This window comes from Pseudomonas sp. zbq_18 (assembly GCF_043102245.1).
In the GTDB taxonomy this organism is placed as follows: Bacteria; Pseudomonadota; Gammaproteobacteria; order Pseudomonadales; family Pseudomonadaceae; genus Aquipseudomonas.
The window spans coordinates 255857-271768 of the sequence record NZ_JBICIT010000008.1 but is presented as its reverse complement, the minus strand read 5'-3'; the positions used below and the strand labels follow the sequence as shown (position 1 = coordinate 271768).

Annotated in this window: 20 protein-coding genes and 4 tRNA genes; 7 read left to right on the top strand and 17 right to left on the bottom strand. The window is 59.5% G+C overall.

Features of this window, described 5'->3' with window-relative positions:
- Positions 1–89: 89 nt before the first annotated feature.
- The 4 genes from htpG to ACF8C6_RS06730 all read right to left on the bottom strand — a co-directional run bounded on the left by htpG (position 90) and on the right by ACF8C6_RS06730 (position 4338).
- A complete protein-coding gene (gene htpG / locus ACF8C6_RS06745) occupies positions 90–1994 on the bottom strand; it encodes a molecular chaperone HtpG (protein ID WP_392498562.1) in 1905 nt (634 codons plus the stop codon).
- Positions 1995–2122: 128 nt separating this feature from the next.
- Positions 2123–3382, bottom strand: coding sequence for an MFS transporter (locus tag ACF8C6_RS06740; protein WP_392498561.1), 1260 nt, complete (start codon positions 3380–3382; stop codon positions 2123–2125).
- 36 nt (positions 3383–3418) lie between these two features.
- The gene (locus ACF8C6_RS06735; RefSeq protein ID WP_392498560.1) at positions 3419–3865 is read right to left on the bottom strand and encodes a PaaI family thioesterase; all 447 of its coding nucleotides are present in this window, start codon (positions 3863–3865) and stop codon (positions 3419–3421) included.
- Complete coding sequence (locus ACF8C6_RS06730) at positions 3865–4338, bottom strand: PaaI family thioesterase (protein WP_277688781.1); 474 nt, start codon at positions 4336–4338, stop codon at positions 3865–3867. Before ACF8C6_RS06730 ends, ACF8C6_RS06735 begins: the two co-directional genes overlap by 1 nt.
- Before the next feature lie 185 nt (positions 4339–4523).
- Here ACF8C6_RS06730 and ACF8C6_RS06725 point away from each other — a divergent pair, with 185 nt between their 5' ends.
- Entirely contained in the window at positions 4524–4814 is a 291-nt protein-coding gene (locus tag ACF8C6_RS06725) for a hypothetical protein (protein WP_277688782.1), read from the top strand.
- Positions 4815–4850: 36 nt separating this feature from the next.
- Here the strand turns inward: ACF8C6_RS06725 and ACF8C6_RS06720 are convergent, their stop codons facing one another.
- From ACF8C6_RS06720 to ACF8C6_RS06680, 9 genes are all read right to left on the bottom strand, one after another.
- Positions 4851–5246: an MAPEG family protein gene (locus ACF8C6_RS06720; protein ID WP_392498559.1), complete on the bottom strand. Its 396-nt coding sequence runs from the start codon at positions 5244–5246 to the stop codon at positions 4851–4853.
- Entirely contained in the window at positions 5243–5974 is a 732-nt protein-coding gene (locus tag ACF8C6_RS06715; RefSeq protein ID WP_392498558.1) for a DUF599 domain-containing protein, read from the bottom strand. The genes ACF8C6_RS06720 and ACF8C6_RS06715 overlap by 4 nt, the downstream gene beginning before the upstream one ends.
- 176 nt (positions 5975–6150) lie before the next feature.
- A tRNA-Leu gene (locus ACF8C6_RS06710) sits at positions 6151–6237 on the bottom strand.
- 119 nt (positions 6238–6356) lie between these two features.
- Positions 6357–6430: transfer RNA gene (locus ACF8C6_RS06705), tRNA-Cys, on the bottom strand.
- Positions 6431–6468: 38 nt separating this feature from the next.
- Positions 6469–6544 (bottom strand) — tRNA-Gly (locus ACF8C6_RS06700).
- 69 nt (positions 6545–6613) lie between these two features.
- Entirely contained in the window at positions 6614–7174 is a 561-nt protein-coding gene (gene pgsA / locus ACF8C6_RS06695; RefSeq protein WP_392498557.1) for a CDP-diacylglycerol--glycerol-3-phosphate 3-phosphatidyltransferase, read from the bottom strand.
- Positions 7175–7207: 33 nt separating this feature from the next.
- A complete protein-coding gene (uvrC, locus tag ACF8C6_RS06690; protein WP_392498556.1) occupies positions 7208–9046 on the bottom strand; it encodes an excinuclease ABC subunit UvrC in 1839 nt (612 codons plus the stop codon).
- Positions 9047–9097: 51 nt separating this feature from the next.
- The gene (gene uvrY / locus ACF8C6_RS06685; RefSeq protein WP_277688787.1) at positions 9098–9742 is read right to left on the bottom strand and encodes a UvrY/SirA/GacA family response regulator transcription factor; all 645 of its coding nucleotides are present in this window, start codon (positions 9740–9742) and stop codon (positions 9098–9100) included.
- Between the two features lie 119 nt (positions 9743–9861).
- A tRNA-Ser gene (locus ACF8C6_RS06680) sits at positions 9862–9949 on the bottom strand.
- Positions 9950–10078: 129 nt separating this feature from the next.
- On the opposite strand from ACF8C6_RS06680, the gene ACF8C6_RS06675 reads away from it, so the two are divergent.
- From ACF8C6_RS06675 to ACF8C6_RS06650, 6 genes are all read left to right on the top strand, one after another.
- Positions 10079–10747: a Bax inhibitor-1/YccA family protein gene (locus ACF8C6_RS06675; protein ID WP_392498555.1), complete on the top strand. Its 669-nt coding sequence runs from the start codon at positions 10079–10081 to the stop codon at positions 10745–10747.
- Positions 10748–10846: 99 nt separating this feature from the next.
- Positions 10847–11239: a sulfurtransferase complex subunit TusD gene (tusD, locus tag ACF8C6_RS06670; RefSeq protein WP_392498554.1), complete on the top strand. Its 393-nt coding sequence runs from the start codon at positions 10847–10849 to the stop codon at positions 11237–11239.
- A complete protein-coding gene (gene tusC, locus ACF8C6_RS06665) occupies positions 11239–11598 on the top strand; it encodes a sulfurtransferase complex subunit TusC (RefSeq protein ID WP_392498553.1) in 360 nt (119 codons plus the stop codon). Before tusD ends, tusC begins: the two co-directional genes overlap by 1 nt.
- A complete protein-coding gene (tusB, locus tag ACF8C6_RS06660; RefSeq protein WP_392498552.1) occupies positions 11598–11897 on the top strand; it encodes a sulfurtransferase complex subunit TusB in 300 nt (99 codons plus the stop codon). Before tusC ends, tusB begins: the two co-directional genes overlap by 1 nt.
- Positions 11894–12229 (top strand): TusE/DsrC/DsvC family sulfur relay protein, encoded by a 336-nt coding sequence (locus ACF8C6_RS06655; protein ID WP_392498551.1) that lies wholly within the window; start codon positions 11894–11896, stop codon positions 12227–12229. The genes tusB and ACF8C6_RS06655 overlap by 4 nt, the downstream gene beginning before the upstream one ends.
- A 7-nt stretch (positions 12230–12236) precedes the next feature.
- The gene (locus ACF8C6_RS06650) at positions 12237–13214 is read left to right on the top strand and encodes a glycosyl transferase family protein (protein WP_392498550.1); all 978 of its coding nucleotides are present in this window, start codon (positions 12237–12239) and stop codon (positions 13212–13214) included.
- Between the two features lies 1 nt (position 13215).
- Here ACF8C6_RS06650 and ACF8C6_RS06645 read toward each other — a convergent pair whose 3' ends face one another.
- The 4 genes from ACF8C6_RS06645 to ACF8C6_RS06630 all read right to left on the bottom strand — a co-directional run bounded on the left by ACF8C6_RS06645 (position 13216) and on the right by ACF8C6_RS06630 (position 15884).
- Positions 13216–13620, bottom strand: coding sequence for a DUF2802 domain-containing protein (locus tag ACF8C6_RS06645; RefSeq protein WP_392498549.1), 405 nt, complete (start codon positions 13618–13620; stop codon positions 13216–13218).
- Positions 13621–13623: 3 nt separating this feature from the next.
- Positions 13624–14103: a chemotaxis protein CheW gene (locus ACF8C6_RS06640; RefSeq protein WP_068830747.1), complete on the bottom strand. Its 480-nt coding sequence runs from the start codon at positions 14101–14103 to the stop codon at positions 13624–13626.
- Positions 14104–14187: 84 nt separating this feature from the next.
- Positions 14188–15009, bottom strand: a complete 822-nt coding sequence (locus ACF8C6_RS06635) for a CheW domain-containing protein (protein WP_392498548.1) — start codon at positions 15007–15009, stop codon at positions 14188–14190.
- An 86-nt stretch (positions 15010–15095) separates the two neighbouring features.
- On the bottom strand, positions 15096–15884 hold the full coding sequence (locus tag ACF8C6_RS06630; protein WP_392498547.1) for a ParA family protein: 789 nt from the start codon (positions 15882–15884) through the stop codon (positions 15096–15098).
- Positions 15885–15912 lie beyond the last annotated feature (28 nt).

Genomic DNA, 15912 nt, shown 5'->3' with positions numbered 1-15912 from the left:
ACGGAAAAGGGCGTCCCAAGGGACGCCCTTTTTATTGCTACACACATGAAAAAGCCCGCCGAAGCGGGCTTCTTGCACAACACTACAGATCAGGCAGACAGCTCGACCAGCAGCTTGTTCAGGCGCTGCACGTAGGCAGCCGGATCCTTCAGGCTGTCGCCGGCCGCCAGGGCCGCCTGATCGAAGAGGATGTGCGACAGATCGGCGAAGCGATCCTCGTCCGGCTCGCCATCCAGCTTCTCGATCAACGGGTGCTGCGGGTTGATCTCGAAAATCGGCTTGGACTCCGGCACCTTCTGCCCACTGGCTTCGAGGATCTGGCGCATCTGCAGGCCCAGGTCCTGCTCGCCGATGGCGAGGATCGCCGGCGAATCGGTCAGACGATGCGACACGCGCACCTCGGCCACCTGCTCGCCCAGCGCGCCCTTGAGGCGCTCGACCAGCCCTTCCTTGGCCTTGGCCACTTCCTCCTGGGCCTTCTTGTCCTCTTCCGAATCCAGCTTGCCCAGGTCCAGATCGCCACGGGCCACATCGACAAACTGCTTGCCGTCGAACTCGGTCAGGTAGCTCATCAGCCACTCGTCGATGCGATCGGTCAGTAGCAGCACCTCGATACCCTTCTTGCGGAACACTTCCAGGTGCGGGCTGTTCTTGATCTGCGCGTAAGTTTCGCCGGTGAGGAAGTAGATCTTGTCCTGACCTTCCTTGACGCGGCCGAGGTAGTCGGCCAAGGCAACGCTCTGCTCGCCGGACTCGTCATGGGTAGAGGCGAAGCGCAGCAGGCTGGCGATCTTCTCCTTGTTGGCGAAGTCTTCCGCCGGGCCTTCCTTGAGCACCTGACCGAACGCCTTCCAGAAGGTCTTGTAGTCGTCCGGCTTGTCTTTGGCCAGCTTCTCCAGCATGTCCAGCACACGCTTGGTCAGCGCCGACTTCATCGAGTCGATCACCGGGCCGGACTGCAGGATTTCGCGCGAGACGTTCAGCGACAGGTCGTTGGAGTCGACCACGCCCTTGATAAAGCGCAGGTACAGCGGCAGGAACTGGTCTGCCTGATCCATGATGAACACGCGCTGCACGTAGAGCTTGAGGCCCTTGGGCGCTTCGCGGTGGTACAGGTCGAACGGCGCGCGGCCCGGTACGTAGAGCAGCGAGGTGTACTCCAGCTTGCCCTCGACCTTGTTGTGGCTCCAGCTCAGCGGGTTCTCGAAGTCATGGCCGACGTGCTTGTAGAACTCCTGGTATTCCTCGTCCTTCACCTCGGTGCGCGGGCGAGTCCACAGCGCGCTGGCGCGGTTGACGGTTTCCCACTCGACCTCAGCCGGCTTGTCTTTCTCCTCGCCATAGTGCTCTTTCGGCAGTTCGATCGGCAGGGCGATGTGGTCCGAGTACTTCTTGACGATGTTGCGCAGGCGCCAACCGTCGGCGAACTCGTCTTCGCCGCTCTTCAGGTGCAGAACGATGCGGGTGCCGCGCTCGGCTTTCTCAATGGTGGCAACCTCGAAGTCGCCCTCGCCTTTACTCGACCAATGCACGCCTTCACTGGCCGCTGCACCGGCGCGGCGGGTGAACACGTCGACCTGGTCAGCCACGATAAAAGCCGAGTAGAAGCCCACGCCGAACTGGCCGATCAGGTGCGAGTCTTTCTTCTGGTCGCCGGAAAGGTTCTTAAGGAAGTCGGCGGTGCCAGACTTGGCGATGGTCCCCAGATGGGCGATGACTTCCTCACGGCTCATACCGATGCCGTTGTCTTCGAGGGTGACGGTCTTGGCGTCTTTGTCGAAGGAAAGGCGGATCTTCAGCTCGGCGCCACCTTCGAGCAACTCCGGCTTGGCCAGCGCCTCGAAACGCAGCTTATCGGCGGCATCCGAAGCGTTGGAAATCAGCTCACGCAGGAAGATTTCCTTGTTCGAATACAGCGAATGAATCATGAGGTGAAGCAGTTGCTTCACTTCGGTCTGGAAGCCCAGGGTCTCTTTTTGAGTTTCCACACTCATGGTCATCAAACTCCACATGCAGGACAGGCCGCATCAGCGGCGGATGTTCTGCATGTGGGGACTTCCAGAAATATTTCAAGAGCTTGGGCGATCAGCCCGATCACTTCCGCCCCAGGAAAGTTGCTGGATCAGGGCTCCAACAGCTCGATACGAGCGATTTCTTCAGGCTTGAAGCTGAAACTCGCCTGACCATCGCCAGCGCCCATCTGTTGCGCCAGGCGGATGCTGTCATCGTTGTCGATACCCACGAACCGCCCCTCGACAGAACTGCCGCTGCTACGCGTTACGCGCATCAGCAGGTTGCGATACTGGCCAGGATTGCGCTGCAGGCGTGGCAAGGAGAAACGCACTCGCCGATCAAGGCTAGGGCGAGCAACTTCCACCGCCGCCGGCACCACGTCCCTAGGCTGAGCGGTCGCAAGGGGCGTGGCATTCTGCGCAGCCGGCGACAGCGCCGGGTAACGATCACCGCTCACGCGCCAGCCGAGCTCTTCCTTCTCCAGCACCAGCGAGAGCTGCTGCGGCTCGCCATTGATCCGCGCCTCGACCTCGAGCGGAACGCGCTTGGCTGGAAAGGCTATTTCCGGCAACTCAGTCAACTGCACCAGGCGCGTGGAGAAGCGCCGCTGCAGGTAGTCGTCGACAACATGTGCAAGCGTTTCGCGTGAGTCGAAGCGCGTATCCACCCGTCCATCACGATAGCGCAGGCGGTCAGAGAACAGCTCCAGGCTGCCGCTCAGGCTGGTTTTGAACGAGGGAGGCAGCACCAGGTGGAAGTCCCCCTGCAGCTTGTTAGGCAGCAGAGGCTGCAGGGACAGATGCAGGGTATAGCCTTTGTCCAACCGCCGCGCCTCGGGCAAATCCTGCTCAGGCAGCAGCCAGTTGATCTCCACCTCCGGCAACGTCCCACTATCAGCCGGCAGCACATCCAGTTGCACCGCACCGCTGCTGCCTTGCGGCAGACGAATCTTCACCTCGCGACGAGCAAAGAAGTCTTCCCCTTCACGCAGGATCAGCACGTTATCGATCAATTCGGCGTACTGCGGCGAAAACGGCTGACCATTCAACTCACCATGAAGGCGAATATTCAGCTCGGCAGGCGGCTTAGGTGCCTCTTTAAGCCAGCGCAGGCTGAGAATGGCCTCCAGACGTGCCGCATCCTGGCTGGCCAGCATCACCAGCCCCACAACCAGAGGAATACACCCCAGAGCCGACACCACCAGAGCCTTGCGCGCCGTACGCCAGTGGCGCAGCACATAAACCAGGGTAATGGGAGGAATCAGACTACCCCAGCCCCACAGCAGACTGGTGGAAAAGGCCAGCATCACCAACCAGACCAGCCCGGCCAAAATCAACAACAGACCGCCGAGGATCAACAACGCATCCATTCAAGTTTCCTTGATTATTATTCGAGTCGCCTGCGCTCAGGGTTCGTCGACCTTGAAATGGGCGCGCGCAGTGGCAATGGGTTCGGTCTGGTTGGTTTGCCAGGCCGTAATGGCGACATTGGCCACGCGCCGCCCCTGACGCCAAACCTGGCACTGGGCATAGGTGTCACGATAATGACCGGCACGCAGGTAATCTATCGAGAAGTCGATGATTTTCGGCAAATGTGGAATACCCATGAACATCAACAGATGCAGCATGGCTGCATGCTCCATGAAGCCGGCAATCACCCCGCCATGCAGTGCCGGCAGAATCGGGTTGCCGATGTTCTCCTGGCTAGCCGGCAGACGGAACACCATGTCGTCCCCCAGACGCAGACACTCGATACCAATCAGCTTGGCATAGGGAATCAGGCTGATCAGCGCGTCGTAATCGTCCTTCTCATGAGCTTCCCGCACCAGGGCGTTCAGATTGAGCGCTGTCATCACACACCTCCCTGGATATTGCTTTTCAGCTCACTGCCACCCTGAGCCCCCTTGCCCATCCGCATGAAAGCGCCCACCACGTGGGCAATAGGCTCTGCGGGGTCATCCTGATAGGCGTAACCACGGGTGAAGATCACGTTTTCGGTCACCCGGAAGCACTCGGCAAAGCCATATACATCCCTGTGCGGCTCGGCGGGGCGCATGTAGTCAATACGCAAATCCAAGGTCGGACAGATCTCGAACTCCGGCAGCACACAAACCGTGGAAATACCGCAAGTCGTGTCCATCAGCGTGGTAATGGCACCGCCGTGAATCACTCCAGTCTCCGGGTTACCGATAATCTGCGCGCTGTAGGGCAGGCGTAGAGTCAGGCCCCGCGGCGTCGCCTCATGCACGCCAAGCCCCAGCACTTGGCAATGACGCAGCGCTGCCAGAAAGCGCTGCGCACGCTCTAGAACAGGGTTATCACTCATAGATGCCATCCCCAAAACGATCGGACAAAAGGCGCGCATCATAACCGCCCACAAGACCTGCCAGACAGGGCTGGTTGCAGCACACCAACATCACGACCAAAATCAACGGAACTTTGACCGGAACAGCACCCTCTCATCTTCTGTTTGAGGATAGCCCTCGAAAGCCACCGAAAGGAGATTCGACTATGCGCAAGCCCATTACCTATGCCGCGTTGCTAGCTGCCATGCTGACACTGGCCGCGTGCGAGGAAACCCCGGAAGACAAGATGGAGTCCGCCAAGGAAAGCGCTGCCGAGGCAGTAGAGTCGATGGGTGATGCCGCCCGAGACACCGGTGAAGCACTCAAACAGAAAACCGATGAAGTCCTGGGTCGTGAGCCGACCACCGGTGAGAAAATCGAAGACGCCGCAGAAGACGCCGCCAATGCCATGGAAGAAGCTGGCGACGAAGCCAAAGACGCCATCGACGGTCAGTAACCACGAAGAAGGCCCGCAAATGCGGGCCTTCTTCGTTCAGCCCAGCGCAGGGCTGAGCAGCAGTAACAGACTACACGCCAACCCAATCACCCAGACGACACTGCGCTGCCAGGCCATGTCCGCCCAATACAACAGCAAGTAGAGCACGCGCGACACCACGAACAGCACAGCCAAGGTATCGATCAAACTGCCCTGAGTCTGTGTCACATGCCCCACCAATACTCCGGCCGCGAATAGTGGAAACGCCTCGAAACTGTTCTGGTGCGCTGCTAAGGCACGCGCCCCGAATCCCGTCAGCCGCGCCTGCTGAGCACGCGGATGGTGATTGTCGTAACGCCCACCGCCCTCCTCGGCCATTGCCTTGGCCACCGGCGCCTTGGCTAGAAAAATCAGCACCGCACTGAAAAACAAGCACCACAGCGGCAAAGTCATTCGCTTTTCTCCTTAGCCGGCTCCGCGGCAGTTTGTGAATACACCATCACCTTGAGCACATCGGAATGGAACTCGCGGTGATACAACACAAGCACCACTCCCGTCGTCAGCAACATGAAAAACCAGGGATTGATGAACCAGCCCAGAGTCGCCAGCCCAAAGTAATAGGCTCGCAGTCCCAAGTTGAATTGATTGGCCGCCATCGACACCACACGCGCCGCACGAGTAGCGAAGGCTTTACGCTCCAACTCGGACACATCACGCTCACCAATCAATGGCGCAGACCCCACCAGCACCGCAGCAAAGTTGTATTGCCGCATGCACCAGCTGAACGTGAAGAAGGCGTAAACGAACACCATCGCCAGACAAATCAGTTTCAGCTCGGACAGCTCACGACTGGCCACCTGCACCAGTGGCAAATCCTGCAGTAGAGAAACGGCACGATCCGATGAGCCCAGCACGGTCAACACACCGGCGAGGATAATCAGGGTACTGGAAGCAAAAAACGAAGCGTTACGCTCGAGATTGCCGATCACACTCGCATCGGCGATACGGTTATCGCGCAGCAGCAAACGACGCATCCAGTCTTCACGGTAAAGATGCATCACACTGGCCAGGCACGCCGTATCACGAGCCTTCCAGGTGGCATAGCGGGTATATCCCAGCCAACAGATAACGAACCACGCCACCGCAGCCATATGCGACAGATAAGCCTTGTCGATGGGCATACACACTCCTTGTCACGGAGGGCCGATTATAGCCAGAGGAAAATCCGCCCGAGAGGAGGCACCAACCCCAAACCATCACCTCCCCCAAAAACCCATAAAAAAACCGGCACAAAGGCCGGTTAGATTTGGGTTTCATGGCACGCGCCGTCGTTGCGGGGCCTGCGAGATAGAGTAGATGGTGCCCGAACCCGGACTTGAACCGGGACGACCTTTCGGTCGAGAGATTTTAAGTCTCCTGCGTCTACCGATTTCGCCATTCGGGCGGTAGCGCTGTGCTAAGGGGCTGGACTATATACGCCGCTCTAAGCCCCGGCAAGTCATTGGCGCTTTTTATGCAGCAATAAAAAAGCCCTGTAAATCATTAATTTACAGGGCTTTTTATTGGAGGCTGAGGTCGGAATCGAACCGGCGTTCACGGATTTGCAATCCGGTGCATAACCACTCTGCAACTCAGCCTTAAATCAAACGAGCCGCCTTGGCGACTCGCGTAAAACTGGAGCGGGAAACGAGACTCGAACTCGCGACCCCGACCTTGGCAAGGTCGTGCTCTACCAACTGAGCTATTCCCGCGTTGTCTTAGTGACGGGCGCCATTCTATAGATTGAAAACGCCGCGTCAACCCCTTGATTCGAAAATACTTTATTTCTTTTGGGCATCGATGCTGAGGTGCGGCCAGGCAGCCAGAAGGTACTGCACCATCGACCACAGGGTGAGTGCGGCCGACACCAGAAGCAGGGCATAACCGATGCCGACCCACAGCGTCAGTTGAGATGGGTTGGCCAACAGGATGATCAGCGCCAGCATTTGCGCAGCGGTTTTCCATTTGCCCAGGTTCGAAACCGCCACCTGCGCTCGAGCCCCCAGCTCCGCCATCCACTCCCGCAACGCCGAAACCACGATTTCACGACCAATAATGATCACCGCAGGCAAGGTCAGCCAGAGATTGGCGTGCTCCTCCACTAGCAGCACAAGGGCCACGGCGACCATCAGTTTATCCGCGACCGGGTCCAGGAAAGCGCCAAATGGGGTGCTCTGTTCCCAGCGGCGGGCCAGATAGCCATCGAACCAGTCCGTCACCGCAGCCAGAGCAAACACACCGCTGGCCGCCCAATAACTCCAGGAAAGCGGCAGATAGAAGAAGAGGATAAAAACAGGTATCAGAGCGACGCGCAGAACGGTGAGCAGGTTTGGGATGTTCATCGGAACCACTGACCAGCGAGATAAGCGCGCATTCTACTCGCTGTGCAGTACTGCATAAATCGACTCCGCGAGCTTTTTACTGATGCCCGGTGCTTTGGCAATTTCATCGACGCTGGCGCGATTGAGCTCCTGAAGCCCGCCGAAGTGCTTGAGCAAATCGCGTCGGCGTTTCGGCCCCACACCTGCCACCTCCTCCAGGCTGGAGGTGCGCCGAGCCTTACCGCGGCGCGCGCGGTGTCCGGTGATGGCAAAGCGGTGGGCTTCATCACGAATCTGCTGGATTAAGTGTAGGGCTGGCGAGTCAGCCGGCAGCGTGAACTCGTGCTCGGCGTCGTTCAGGTAGAGCGTTTCCAGGCCCGGCTTACGCGTGACGCCCTTGGCCACTCCCAGAAGGATCAGATCAGGCACCGCCAGCTCCTGCAGAACATCACGAGCCATAGCCATCTGCCCCTTGCCACCATCTACCAAGAGAATGTCGGGTAATTTGCCCTCGCCCTCCTTGATCCGACCGAAACGTCGTAGCAAGGCCTGATGCATGGCCGCGTAATCATCACCCGCCGTGACGCCTTCGATATTGAAGCGGCGGTAGTCGCTCTTCAGCGGCCCCTCCGGACCGAATACCACACAAGAGGCCACAGTAGCCTCACCACTGGAATGACTGATGTCATAGCACTCCAGGCGCTGAGGCACTTCAGCCAGATCCAGTGCTTCGGCCAGCGCGTCGAAGCGCGCCGCCACGTGCTGTCTATTGGCTAATCGTGCGCCAAGCGCCTGCTCGGCATTGGTGACAGCCAGCTGCTGCCAGCGCGCCCGTGTACCCCGCACCCGGTGGGTAATGGTCACATCGCAACCACGCAGCTCGGCTATGGCTGCCGCGACCGTCGAGAGATCTTCATGGGCGTGATTGACAATCAGCTCGCCCGGCAGCTCGCGCTCCTGATTGGCCAGGTAGTACTGCGCCAGGAAGGCTGCCAGAACACTCCCGCCATCCTCCTCGATACCGACTTGCGGAAAGAAGTTCTTGCTGCCCAGCACACGTCCTCCGCGCACGCTGATCAGATGCACACAGGCCCCACCCGGGTTGACCATAGATGCCACAACATCGACGTTGCCATTGCCGCCCTCCATGCTCTGCTGATCCTGCACACGCCGCAGCAACGCAACCTGGTCGCGCAGCTCGGCGGCACGCTCGAACTCCAAGGCCATGGAGGCCTTCTCCATTGCCGCAGAGAGCTCATCGGCAAGAGCATTACTGCGCCCCTCGAGGAACATCACTGAGTGACGCACATCCTCGGCATACTCGGCAGGCTCGACCAGACCGACGCAGGGCGCCTTGCAGCGTTTGATCTGATACTGCAGGCAAGGCCGCGTACGGTTCTTGAAATAGCTGTCCTCACACTGGCGCACCAGAAAGGTCTTCTGCAGCAACGCCAAGCTCTCACGAATGGCACCAGCACTGGGGTAAGGCCCGAAATAGCGGCCCTTCTCCTTCTTCGCGCCACGATGAATGCCTAACCGTGGATATTCGCCACTGGACAGCAGCACATAGGGATAGGACTTATCGTCGCGCAGCAGGATGTTGTAAGGCGGTCGCCATTCCTTGATAAGGGTCTGCTCAAGCAGCAAAGCCTCAGTCTCGTTGGCAACGATGGTGGTCTCGACCTGGGCAATCCGCGCTACCAAAGCCGCCGTCTTCGGCGCCAGGCCGGTCTTACGGAAATAACTGGCCAGGCGCTTTTTCAGATTGGACGCCTTGCCCACATACAGCAGCTTGCCGGCCTCGTCGAACATCCGATACACACCCGGCCTACCACTACAGGTGGCCAGGAAGGCGCTGGAATCGAATAAAGGAGACTCTTCGCTGAAACTCATCAGAAACGCATCGTTACGAGGTAGGGCTACAGTCTACTGCCAAGACAGCGTTTAGCCTGCAGCGTCGACCATGCCATGACGCACAGCCAGCAGAGCCAACTCCACATCACTGGTGATCGCGAGTTTCTCGTAGATGCGATAACGGTAGGTGTTCACCGTTTTAGGAGACAAGCACAGCTTGTCGGAGATGACCTGTACCTTCTGGCAGTTGGCAATCATCAAAGCGATCTGAATTTCCCGCTCGGAGAGCTGATCGAATGGTGAGCCACCACCGTTTGGCTGGAAGGACTTGAGCGCCAATTGCTGGGCAATCTGCGGGCTGAGATAGCGCTGACCGGCAAAGGCCATGCGTACAGCCTGCACCATTTCCTCCAGCGCAGCGCCTTTGGTCAGATAGCCCGCAGCACCCGCCTGTAACAATCGCGTGGGGAAAAGGTCGTCATCACAGGCGGTGACCGCGACGACTTTAAGATCCGGGTGGCTACGCAGCAGCTTGCGAGTCGCTTCAAGGCCGCCGATGCCAGGCATTTTGACGTCCATCAGCACGACATCAGGCTTGAGCTCGCGAACTTTCAGCAGGGCTTCCTCGCCGGAGTCAGCCTGCCCGATCACCTGCAGACCGTCGATATCGGCCAGCATGCGGGTAATGCCTGTACGAACCAGATCGTGGTCGTCGACCACCAGCACCTTAATCAAGCGACACCTCGCTGAACCAAACTGCCGCAACTTGCTTCAACGAACCAAGCTTGGCGCATATTCGTCAGAAAGCAAACGCCAGAAAACCGTACTTGGCGGCGACCCTCAGGCGCAGAATATGGCGGAGGCGGTGAGATTCGAACTCACGGATAGTTTCCCATCGACGGTTTTCAAGACCGTTGCCTTAAACCACTCGGCCACACCTCCGCATTCGCGGGTCGCCATACTACCGGAACGCAACACACTGTCAAACTCTCGGCGTTGGCAGGTGAAAAGGCTCTGTTATGATCCGGGCAACGCATTACGGATTCCATCTCGTCAATCAGGAGCGCCACCATGCACGAGCAAGACTACGCCCTCGCCCACGCGCAAGCGGATCAGCTGGAAATCAGCAAGGTGCTGCGCAACACCTACAGCCTGCTGGCAATGACCCTGGTATTCAGTGCCATCTGCGCCTTTTTCAGCGCCCAACTGAATCTGCCGCACCCAGGCCTCATCATCACCCTGGTTGGTTTCTACGGCCTGTTCTTCGCCACCATGAAACTACGTAACTCCGGTTGGGGCCTGCTGACCACGTTCGCCCTGACGGGCTTCATGGGCTACACCCTTGGCCCGATTCTAAATAGCTACCTGGGTATGGCCAACGGCGGCGACATCATCAGTTCCGCGTTCGCCATGACCGCCCTCGTATTCTTCGGCCTGTCCGCTTACGTACTGACCACCCGCAAGGACATGAGCTTCCTCGCAGGCTTCATTACCGCAGGCTTCTTCGTACTGTTGGGGGCCATGATCGCGGGCCTGTTCTTCGAAATCAGCGGCCTGCAACTGGCTATCAGCGCTGGTTTCGTACTGTTCTCCTCAGCCTGCATCCTGTTCCAGACCAGCGCCATCATCCATGGCGGCGAGCGTAACTACGTGATGGCCACCATCAGCCTGTATGTGTCGATCTACAACCTGTTCATCAGCCTGCTGCAAATCTTCGGCATCATGGGCAGCGACGACTAATTGCCAACCGCTACGTTAGAGCCCGCTTCGGCGGGCTTTTTCGTGTTTACACAACTGTCAGCGTTTATCATGGCGTGAGTATCGACACCCGGAAGATCCATGAGATTCGCCATCGCTCTGTTCGCCCCAGGCCACGCACCATCCTCACGCCGAGCCCTGCGCTTTGCACAAGCCGCGCTGGCGGGAGGACATCAGATCACGCGGTTGTTTTTCTATCAGGACGGCGTGCATAGCGCGGCCAGCAACCCGGTCAGTCCCCAGGACGAAGTCGATCTACCACGCGAATGGCGGGAGTTTGTGCAAACCCATCAACTCGACGCCGTAGTGTGCATCGCTGCCGCCCTGCGCCGCGGGGTGCTCAGCCGCGACGAGGCACAACGCCATCGCAAGCCGGCAGCCAATCTGGAAGCCCCGTGGGAGCTCTCCGGTTTAGGACAGCTACATGAAGCCGCACAAATGGCCGACCGTCTGATCAGCTTCGGAGGCCAGTGATGAGCAAGTCGATGCTGATCATCACCCGCCAGGCCCCCTGGTCGGGACCGGCGGCACGCGAGGCCCTGGATATCGCGTTGGCAGGCGGGGCCTACGACCTGCCCATCGGCCTGCTGTTTCTCGACGATGGCGTATTCCAACTGGCGCCCAATCAGCAGCCTCTGACTCTGGAACAGAAGGATCTGAGCGCCAACCTGCAGGCACTACCCCTGTTTGGCGTCGACTCGCTCTACGCCGCAGAACGCAGCCTGAATGAGCGCGGTCTTGGCGATGCACAGCTCACACTGCCGGTGGAGCGCCTGGACGACGCCGCGCTGAACCTGCTACTCGACCGTTACGACATGCTGGTAACCATCTGATGGCCACTCTGCACCTGCTTTCCCATTCCCCGTTCAGCGATAGCCGCCTGAGCAGCTGCCTACGCCTGCTAGGTCCGGAAGACGGCGTGCTGCTGTGCGGCGACGCGGTATATGCCCTGCAGCCCGGCACTGCACAACTGCAGGCTCTTGAGTTGATGCCCGCCTCTATCGCTATATACGCATTGGCGGAGGATCTTGCGGCACGCGCCCTCCTCCTGCCCGAGCGTGCACAGGCTATCGACTACCCCACTTTCGTCGAACTCTGCGGCCAATACGCCAAGGTCAACAGCTGGCTATGAACACGCTTCAAGTCGAAGGAAAAGACATTGCCCTGGACAAGGACGGCTATCTGGTCGAGCTGAAAGACTGGTCGCCCAGCGTGGCTTATGCCTTGGCTGCTCGCGAGGAGCTTGTGCTGACCCCTGAGCACTGGGCCATCATCGAGTTGCTGCGCGAGTTCTATGCCGAATTCCAGCTATCGCCCGCCACCAGGCCGCTGATCAAGTACGCAACCTTGAAGCTTGGCCCTGAGACAGGTAATAGCCTGCACCTGAATCGCCTCTTCAACGGCACGCCCGCCAAGCTCGCCGCCAAGCTCGCCGGTCTACCCAAACCCACGAATTGCCTCTGAGCACGCCATGAACCTTGTCGCCCCACCGGAACACCCCTTCGCCCAGTTCGTGCGCATTCTCGGCAAAGGCAAGCGCGGCGCCCGCAACATGACCCGAGAGGAAGCTCGCGAGGCCATGGGCATGCTGCTGGACGGCAAGGTCGAAGACACCCAACTAGGCGCTTTCCTGATGCTGCTGCGACACAAGGAAGAAAGTGCCGAAGAGCTCGCCGGCTTCACCGAAGCCATTCGTGCGCGCCTGCAGGCCCCAGCCATCGCCGTGGACATCGATTGGCCGACCTACGCCGGTAAGAAGCGACATCTACCCTGGTTCCTGCTGGCCATCAAGGCACTGGCACGCAGCGGCCTGCGCATCCTGATTCACGGCGGTGGAGCCCATACCGCTGGCCGCCTGTATAGCGAACAGCTGCTCGATGGCCTGGAAATTCCGCTCTGCCATAACTGGCCGGCAGTGGCCAAGGCGCTCGACACCCACAACCTGGCTTTTACTCCGCTGGGCGCCTGGGCGCCTCAGCTGCAGCGCATGATTGACCTGCGCAATACCCTCGGTTTGCGCTCGCCCATCCACTCGCTGGCACGCATTCTCAACCCACTGGGCGCGACTGTCGGCCTGCAGAGCATCTTCCACCCTGGCTACCAGGCAGTGCACCGCGAGGCCAGCCAGCTGCTGGGTGACCGCGTCGTGGTCATCAAAGGGGAAGGCGGAGAGATCGAAGTAAACCCTGACGGCGCCTGCCATCTCTTTGGCAGCGAGAACGGCAGCAACTGGGATGAGGAATGGCCGGCACTCTCCGGACAGCGCCACATCAAGCCGGAAAGCCTGGAGCCAGCATTCTTGCTGGCCTTCTGGAATGGAGAGGTGGAAGACAGCTACGGCCGCCTGGCCGTACTCAGCACCCTGGCCTTGGCCTTTCGCGCACTGGGCGAGCCCCGTGAAAATGCCTTCAGCCGTGCGCAAGAAGCCTGGAGCCAGCGGCTTGGCTAATTCAGGAGCGCTGCTTCTGCGCCTTGTGCAGGCGGCTGACCAACTCCGCTTCGGCCTGACTGAGGCCGCACGACTGGGTTAAATCGTCGGCACTGGCGCCCATTCCGACCAGCCGCGCTGCCTGCGTGAAGGACAGACTGGTAGGGTCGCGCTGCTCGATCTGGGTCAGCTTGTCCGGTAGCGGAGCTACTACCCTACGCAACTCATGCAGCTCCTCACCCATGCGAATGCTACCGGTCAGGTAGGCATCCAGGCGCTTGCTTAGCTCCTTCAGCCGCTGATCGCGCATGGCATCGCGCTCCTTCTGCATATCAGCCTGCTGTCGTAGCTTCAGTGACAACTGATAACAGGCGACTGCGAGCAGCACGCAGAACAGCGTCAGCACGGCCAGCGCGATCTCCAGCATGAGTCAGATACTCTCCAGCTCGGACCACTCTTCCTCGGTCATCATCTTGTCCAGCTCGACCAGAATCAGCAGCTCGCCATTCTTGTTGCACACGCCTTGAATGAACTTGGCAGACTCGTCATTACCAACGTTCGGCGCGGTTTCCACTTCGGACTGGCGCAGATAAACCACTTCGGCAACGCTGTCGACCAGGATGCCGACTACCTGCTTGTCCGCCTCGATGATGACGATGCGGGTATTGTCTGTCACCGGTGCCGGCGACAAACCGAAACGTTGGCGAGTGTCGATGACCGTCACCACATTGCCACGCAGGTTGATGATGCCGAGCACATAGGCTGGCGCACCGGGAACCGGCGCGATCTCGGTGTAACGCAGGACTTCCTGCACCTGCATCACGTTGATGCCATAGGTTTCGTTATCCAGGCGGAAGGTCACCCACTGCAGAATTGGATCTTCGGAACCTTGCGCTGACGATTTCTTCATGTCCCTAGCCTCGGTCTGATGGCCGCTCTGGCGGCGTTTGCGGGTTGGCCCGCTTGTCGTTAACTATAGAGCCCTTGCCAGCAATCAGTGCGGGCCAGCGCTCCCGTTGCGCGTGGCGCCACTGGCGATCATCCCGGCCAAGGCCGAAACATCCAGCAACGCGCACATGTGTTCGATTACCGTACCTGCAAGCCAAGGGCGCTGCGAGCGCTGGCTGCGCCACTTGATTTCGCTGGGATCCAGTCGGATGGAGCGGCTTACCTGATGCACGGCCAGGCCCCACTCGAACCCCTCAACCGAGATCACGTACTGCAGCCCTTCGCGGAAATCGTCGCGGTAGCGCTCAGGCATGACCCAGCGCGCCGTGTCGAGCACCTTGAGGTTGCCTGCCTGGCACGGCAGGATGCCCAGAAACCAATCGGGCTGGCCAAACAGAGGCGTTAATTCGGCGCCATCCAGCGGATAGATCGAACCCAGGCAAACCAGCGGCACTGCCAGGGTCAACCCCGCCACATCGAACAACAAGCACTCGAATGGCTCATCGGCCCAACTTGGTCGACCGTCCAGATCCGCAACCGCAGGCTGGATAGCTTCCTGTAGAGCGACTTCCTGAACCGGCTCGACAATAGGCTCAACCGGCACTTCCGGCATACGCAACTCAGCCAGCTTGAGCCCGATGGTCGGCAGTATCTGCGGCGGCGGCTCAGCCACAGCAAACGGCTTGGCCAGCACGGACACAGGCTCCTCGCGGCGAGCATCGCGGATCTGTTCCTCCAGCACCGCTGCCTCGAAATCGTCGAGGCCTTCGCTCTGCTCCAGCTCGACAGCCGCCTCCTGCAACAGGGCATCCAGATAGGACTGCAGGGCCTGTTGTGAGCGGTTTGAGGGAGTAGCTATGCGACTCATAGAGTGATCCAGAATAAAGGCATGTACAGACTATCGGCAGCTAGGCGCGCGGACTTGAACTCACCTTGTTCAGCATAGTCGCCACGTCAGGCTACCTGAGAGGCAGGCTGTGCTGCCAGCAGGTGTTTGAGCAACGCGCGGTAAGCAATCACACCGCGACTGTTGGCATCGAACTGGGATGGCGTCAAACCGGCACGACTGGCATCACGCAGGCGCGTGTCCACCGGCACATAGGCCTGCCAGAGGTGATCCGGATAGCTGTTACGCAACACCCGCAGCGTACTCAGAGAAGCCTGGGTACGCCGGTCGAACAGCGTGGGTACTATCACATAGGGCAAGGCCTGCTTGCGCGAGCGGTTAATCATAGCCAGGGTACTGACCATGCGCTCCAAGCCTTTGACCGCCAGAAACTCGGTCTGCACAGGGATAACCAGCTGCTGGCTGGCAGCCAGCGCATTGACCATCAGCACGCCAAGTAGCGGGGGGCTGTCGATGATGGCGTGGTCAAACTTATCCCACAGCTGCGCCAAGGTCTTGGCGATCACCAAACCCAGGCCGCTTTGCCCCGGCGATTGGCGCTCCAGCGTAGCCAAAGCGGTGCTGGACGGCAGCAAGGAAATATTTTCATGGCTAGTGGAACGCAGCAGGGTGGCCGGCAACCCGCTCGGCACACCTCCCTGATGCAGGAACAGGTCGAAGGTGCTGTGCTCCAGCGTATCCGGATCGTGCCCGAAATAGCTGGTCATCGAGCCATGGGGGTCCAGATCGACCACTACGACTCGCTTGCCGGCATCCGCCAGCAGGCCCGCCAGAGCAATGGATGTGGTGGTCTTGCCGACCCCGCCTTTCTGATTGGCTACTGCCCAGACTTTCATCGTTCTCGTCCTCCCGGCATGGCCGTCG

Coding starts and splice junctions, on each gene's coding strand:
- uvrC (WP_392498556.1), bottom strand. CDS start 9,046: ATGAGTTTCAGCGAAGAGTCTCCTTTATTCGATTCCAGCGCCTTCCTG.
- ACF8C6_RS06715 (WP_392498558.1), bottom strand. CDS start 5,974: ATGCCCATCGACAAGGCTTATCTGTCGCATATGGCTGCGGTGGCGTGG.
- htpG (WP_392498562.1), bottom strand. CDS start 1,994: ATGAGTGTGGAAACTCAAAAAGAGACCCTGGGCTTCCAGACCGAAGTG.
- ACF8C6_RS06630 (WP_392498547.1), bottom strand. CDS start 15,884: ATGAAAGTCTGGGCAGTAGCCAATCAGAAAGGCGGGGTCGGCAAGACC.
- ACF8C6_RS06650 (WP_392498550.1), top strand. CDS start 12,237: ATGAACCTTGTCGCCCCACCGGAACACCCCTTCGCCCAGTTCGTGCGC.
- ACF8C6_RS06730 (WP_277688781.1), bottom strand. CDS start 4,338: ATGAGTGATAACCCTGTTCTAGAGCGTGCGCAGCGCTTTCTGGCAGCG.
- ACF8C6_RS06740 (WP_392498561.1), bottom strand. CDS start 3,382: ATGGATGCGTTGTTGATCCTCGGCGGTCTGTTGTTGATTTTGGCCGGG.
- tusD (WP_392498554.1), top strand. CDS start 10,847: ATGAGATTCGCCATCGCTCTGTTCGCCCCAGGCCACGCACCATCCTCA.
- ACF8C6_RS06655 (WP_392498551.1), top strand. CDS start 11,894: ATGAACACGCTTCAAGTCGAAGGAAAAGACATTGCCCTGGACAAGGAC.
- tusC (WP_392498553.1), top strand. CDS start 11,239: ATGAGCAAGTCGATGCTGATCATCACCCGCCAGGCCCCCTGGTCGGGA.
- ACF8C6_RS06645 (WP_392498549.1), bottom strand. CDS start 13,620: ATGCTGGAGATCGCGCTGGCCGTGCTGACGCTGTTCTGCGTGCTGCTC.
- tusB (WP_392498552.1), top strand. CDS start 11,598: ATGGCCACTCTGCACCTGCTTTCCCATTCCCCGTTCAGCGATAGCCGC.
- ACF8C6_RS06725 (WP_277688782.1), top strand. CDS start 4,524: ATGCGCAAGCCCATTACCTATGCCGCGTTGCTAGCTGCCATGCTGACA.
- ACF8C6_RS06640 (WP_068830747.1), bottom strand. CDS start 14,103: ATGAAGAAATCGTCAGCGCAAGGTTCCGAAGATCCAATTCTGCAGTGG.
- ACF8C6_RS06675 (WP_392498555.1), top strand. CDS start 10,079: ATGCACGAGCAAGACTACGCCCTCGCCCACGCGCAAGCGGATCAGCTG.
- ACF8C6_RS06735 (WP_392498560.1), bottom strand. CDS start 3,865: ATGACAGCGCTCAATCTGAACGCCCTGGTGCGGGAAGCTCATGAGAAG.
- pgsA (WP_392498557.1), bottom strand. CDS start 7,174: ATGAACATCCCAAACCTGCTCACCGTTCTGCGCGTCGCTCTGATACCT.
- ACF8C6_RS06720 (WP_392498559.1), bottom strand. CDS start 5,246: ATGACTTTGCCGCTGTGGTGCTTGTTTTTCAGTGCGGTGCTGATTTTT.
- ACF8C6_RS06635 (WP_392498548.1), bottom strand. CDS start 15,009: ATGAGTCGCATAGCTACTCCCTCAAACCGCTCACAACAGGCCCTGCAG.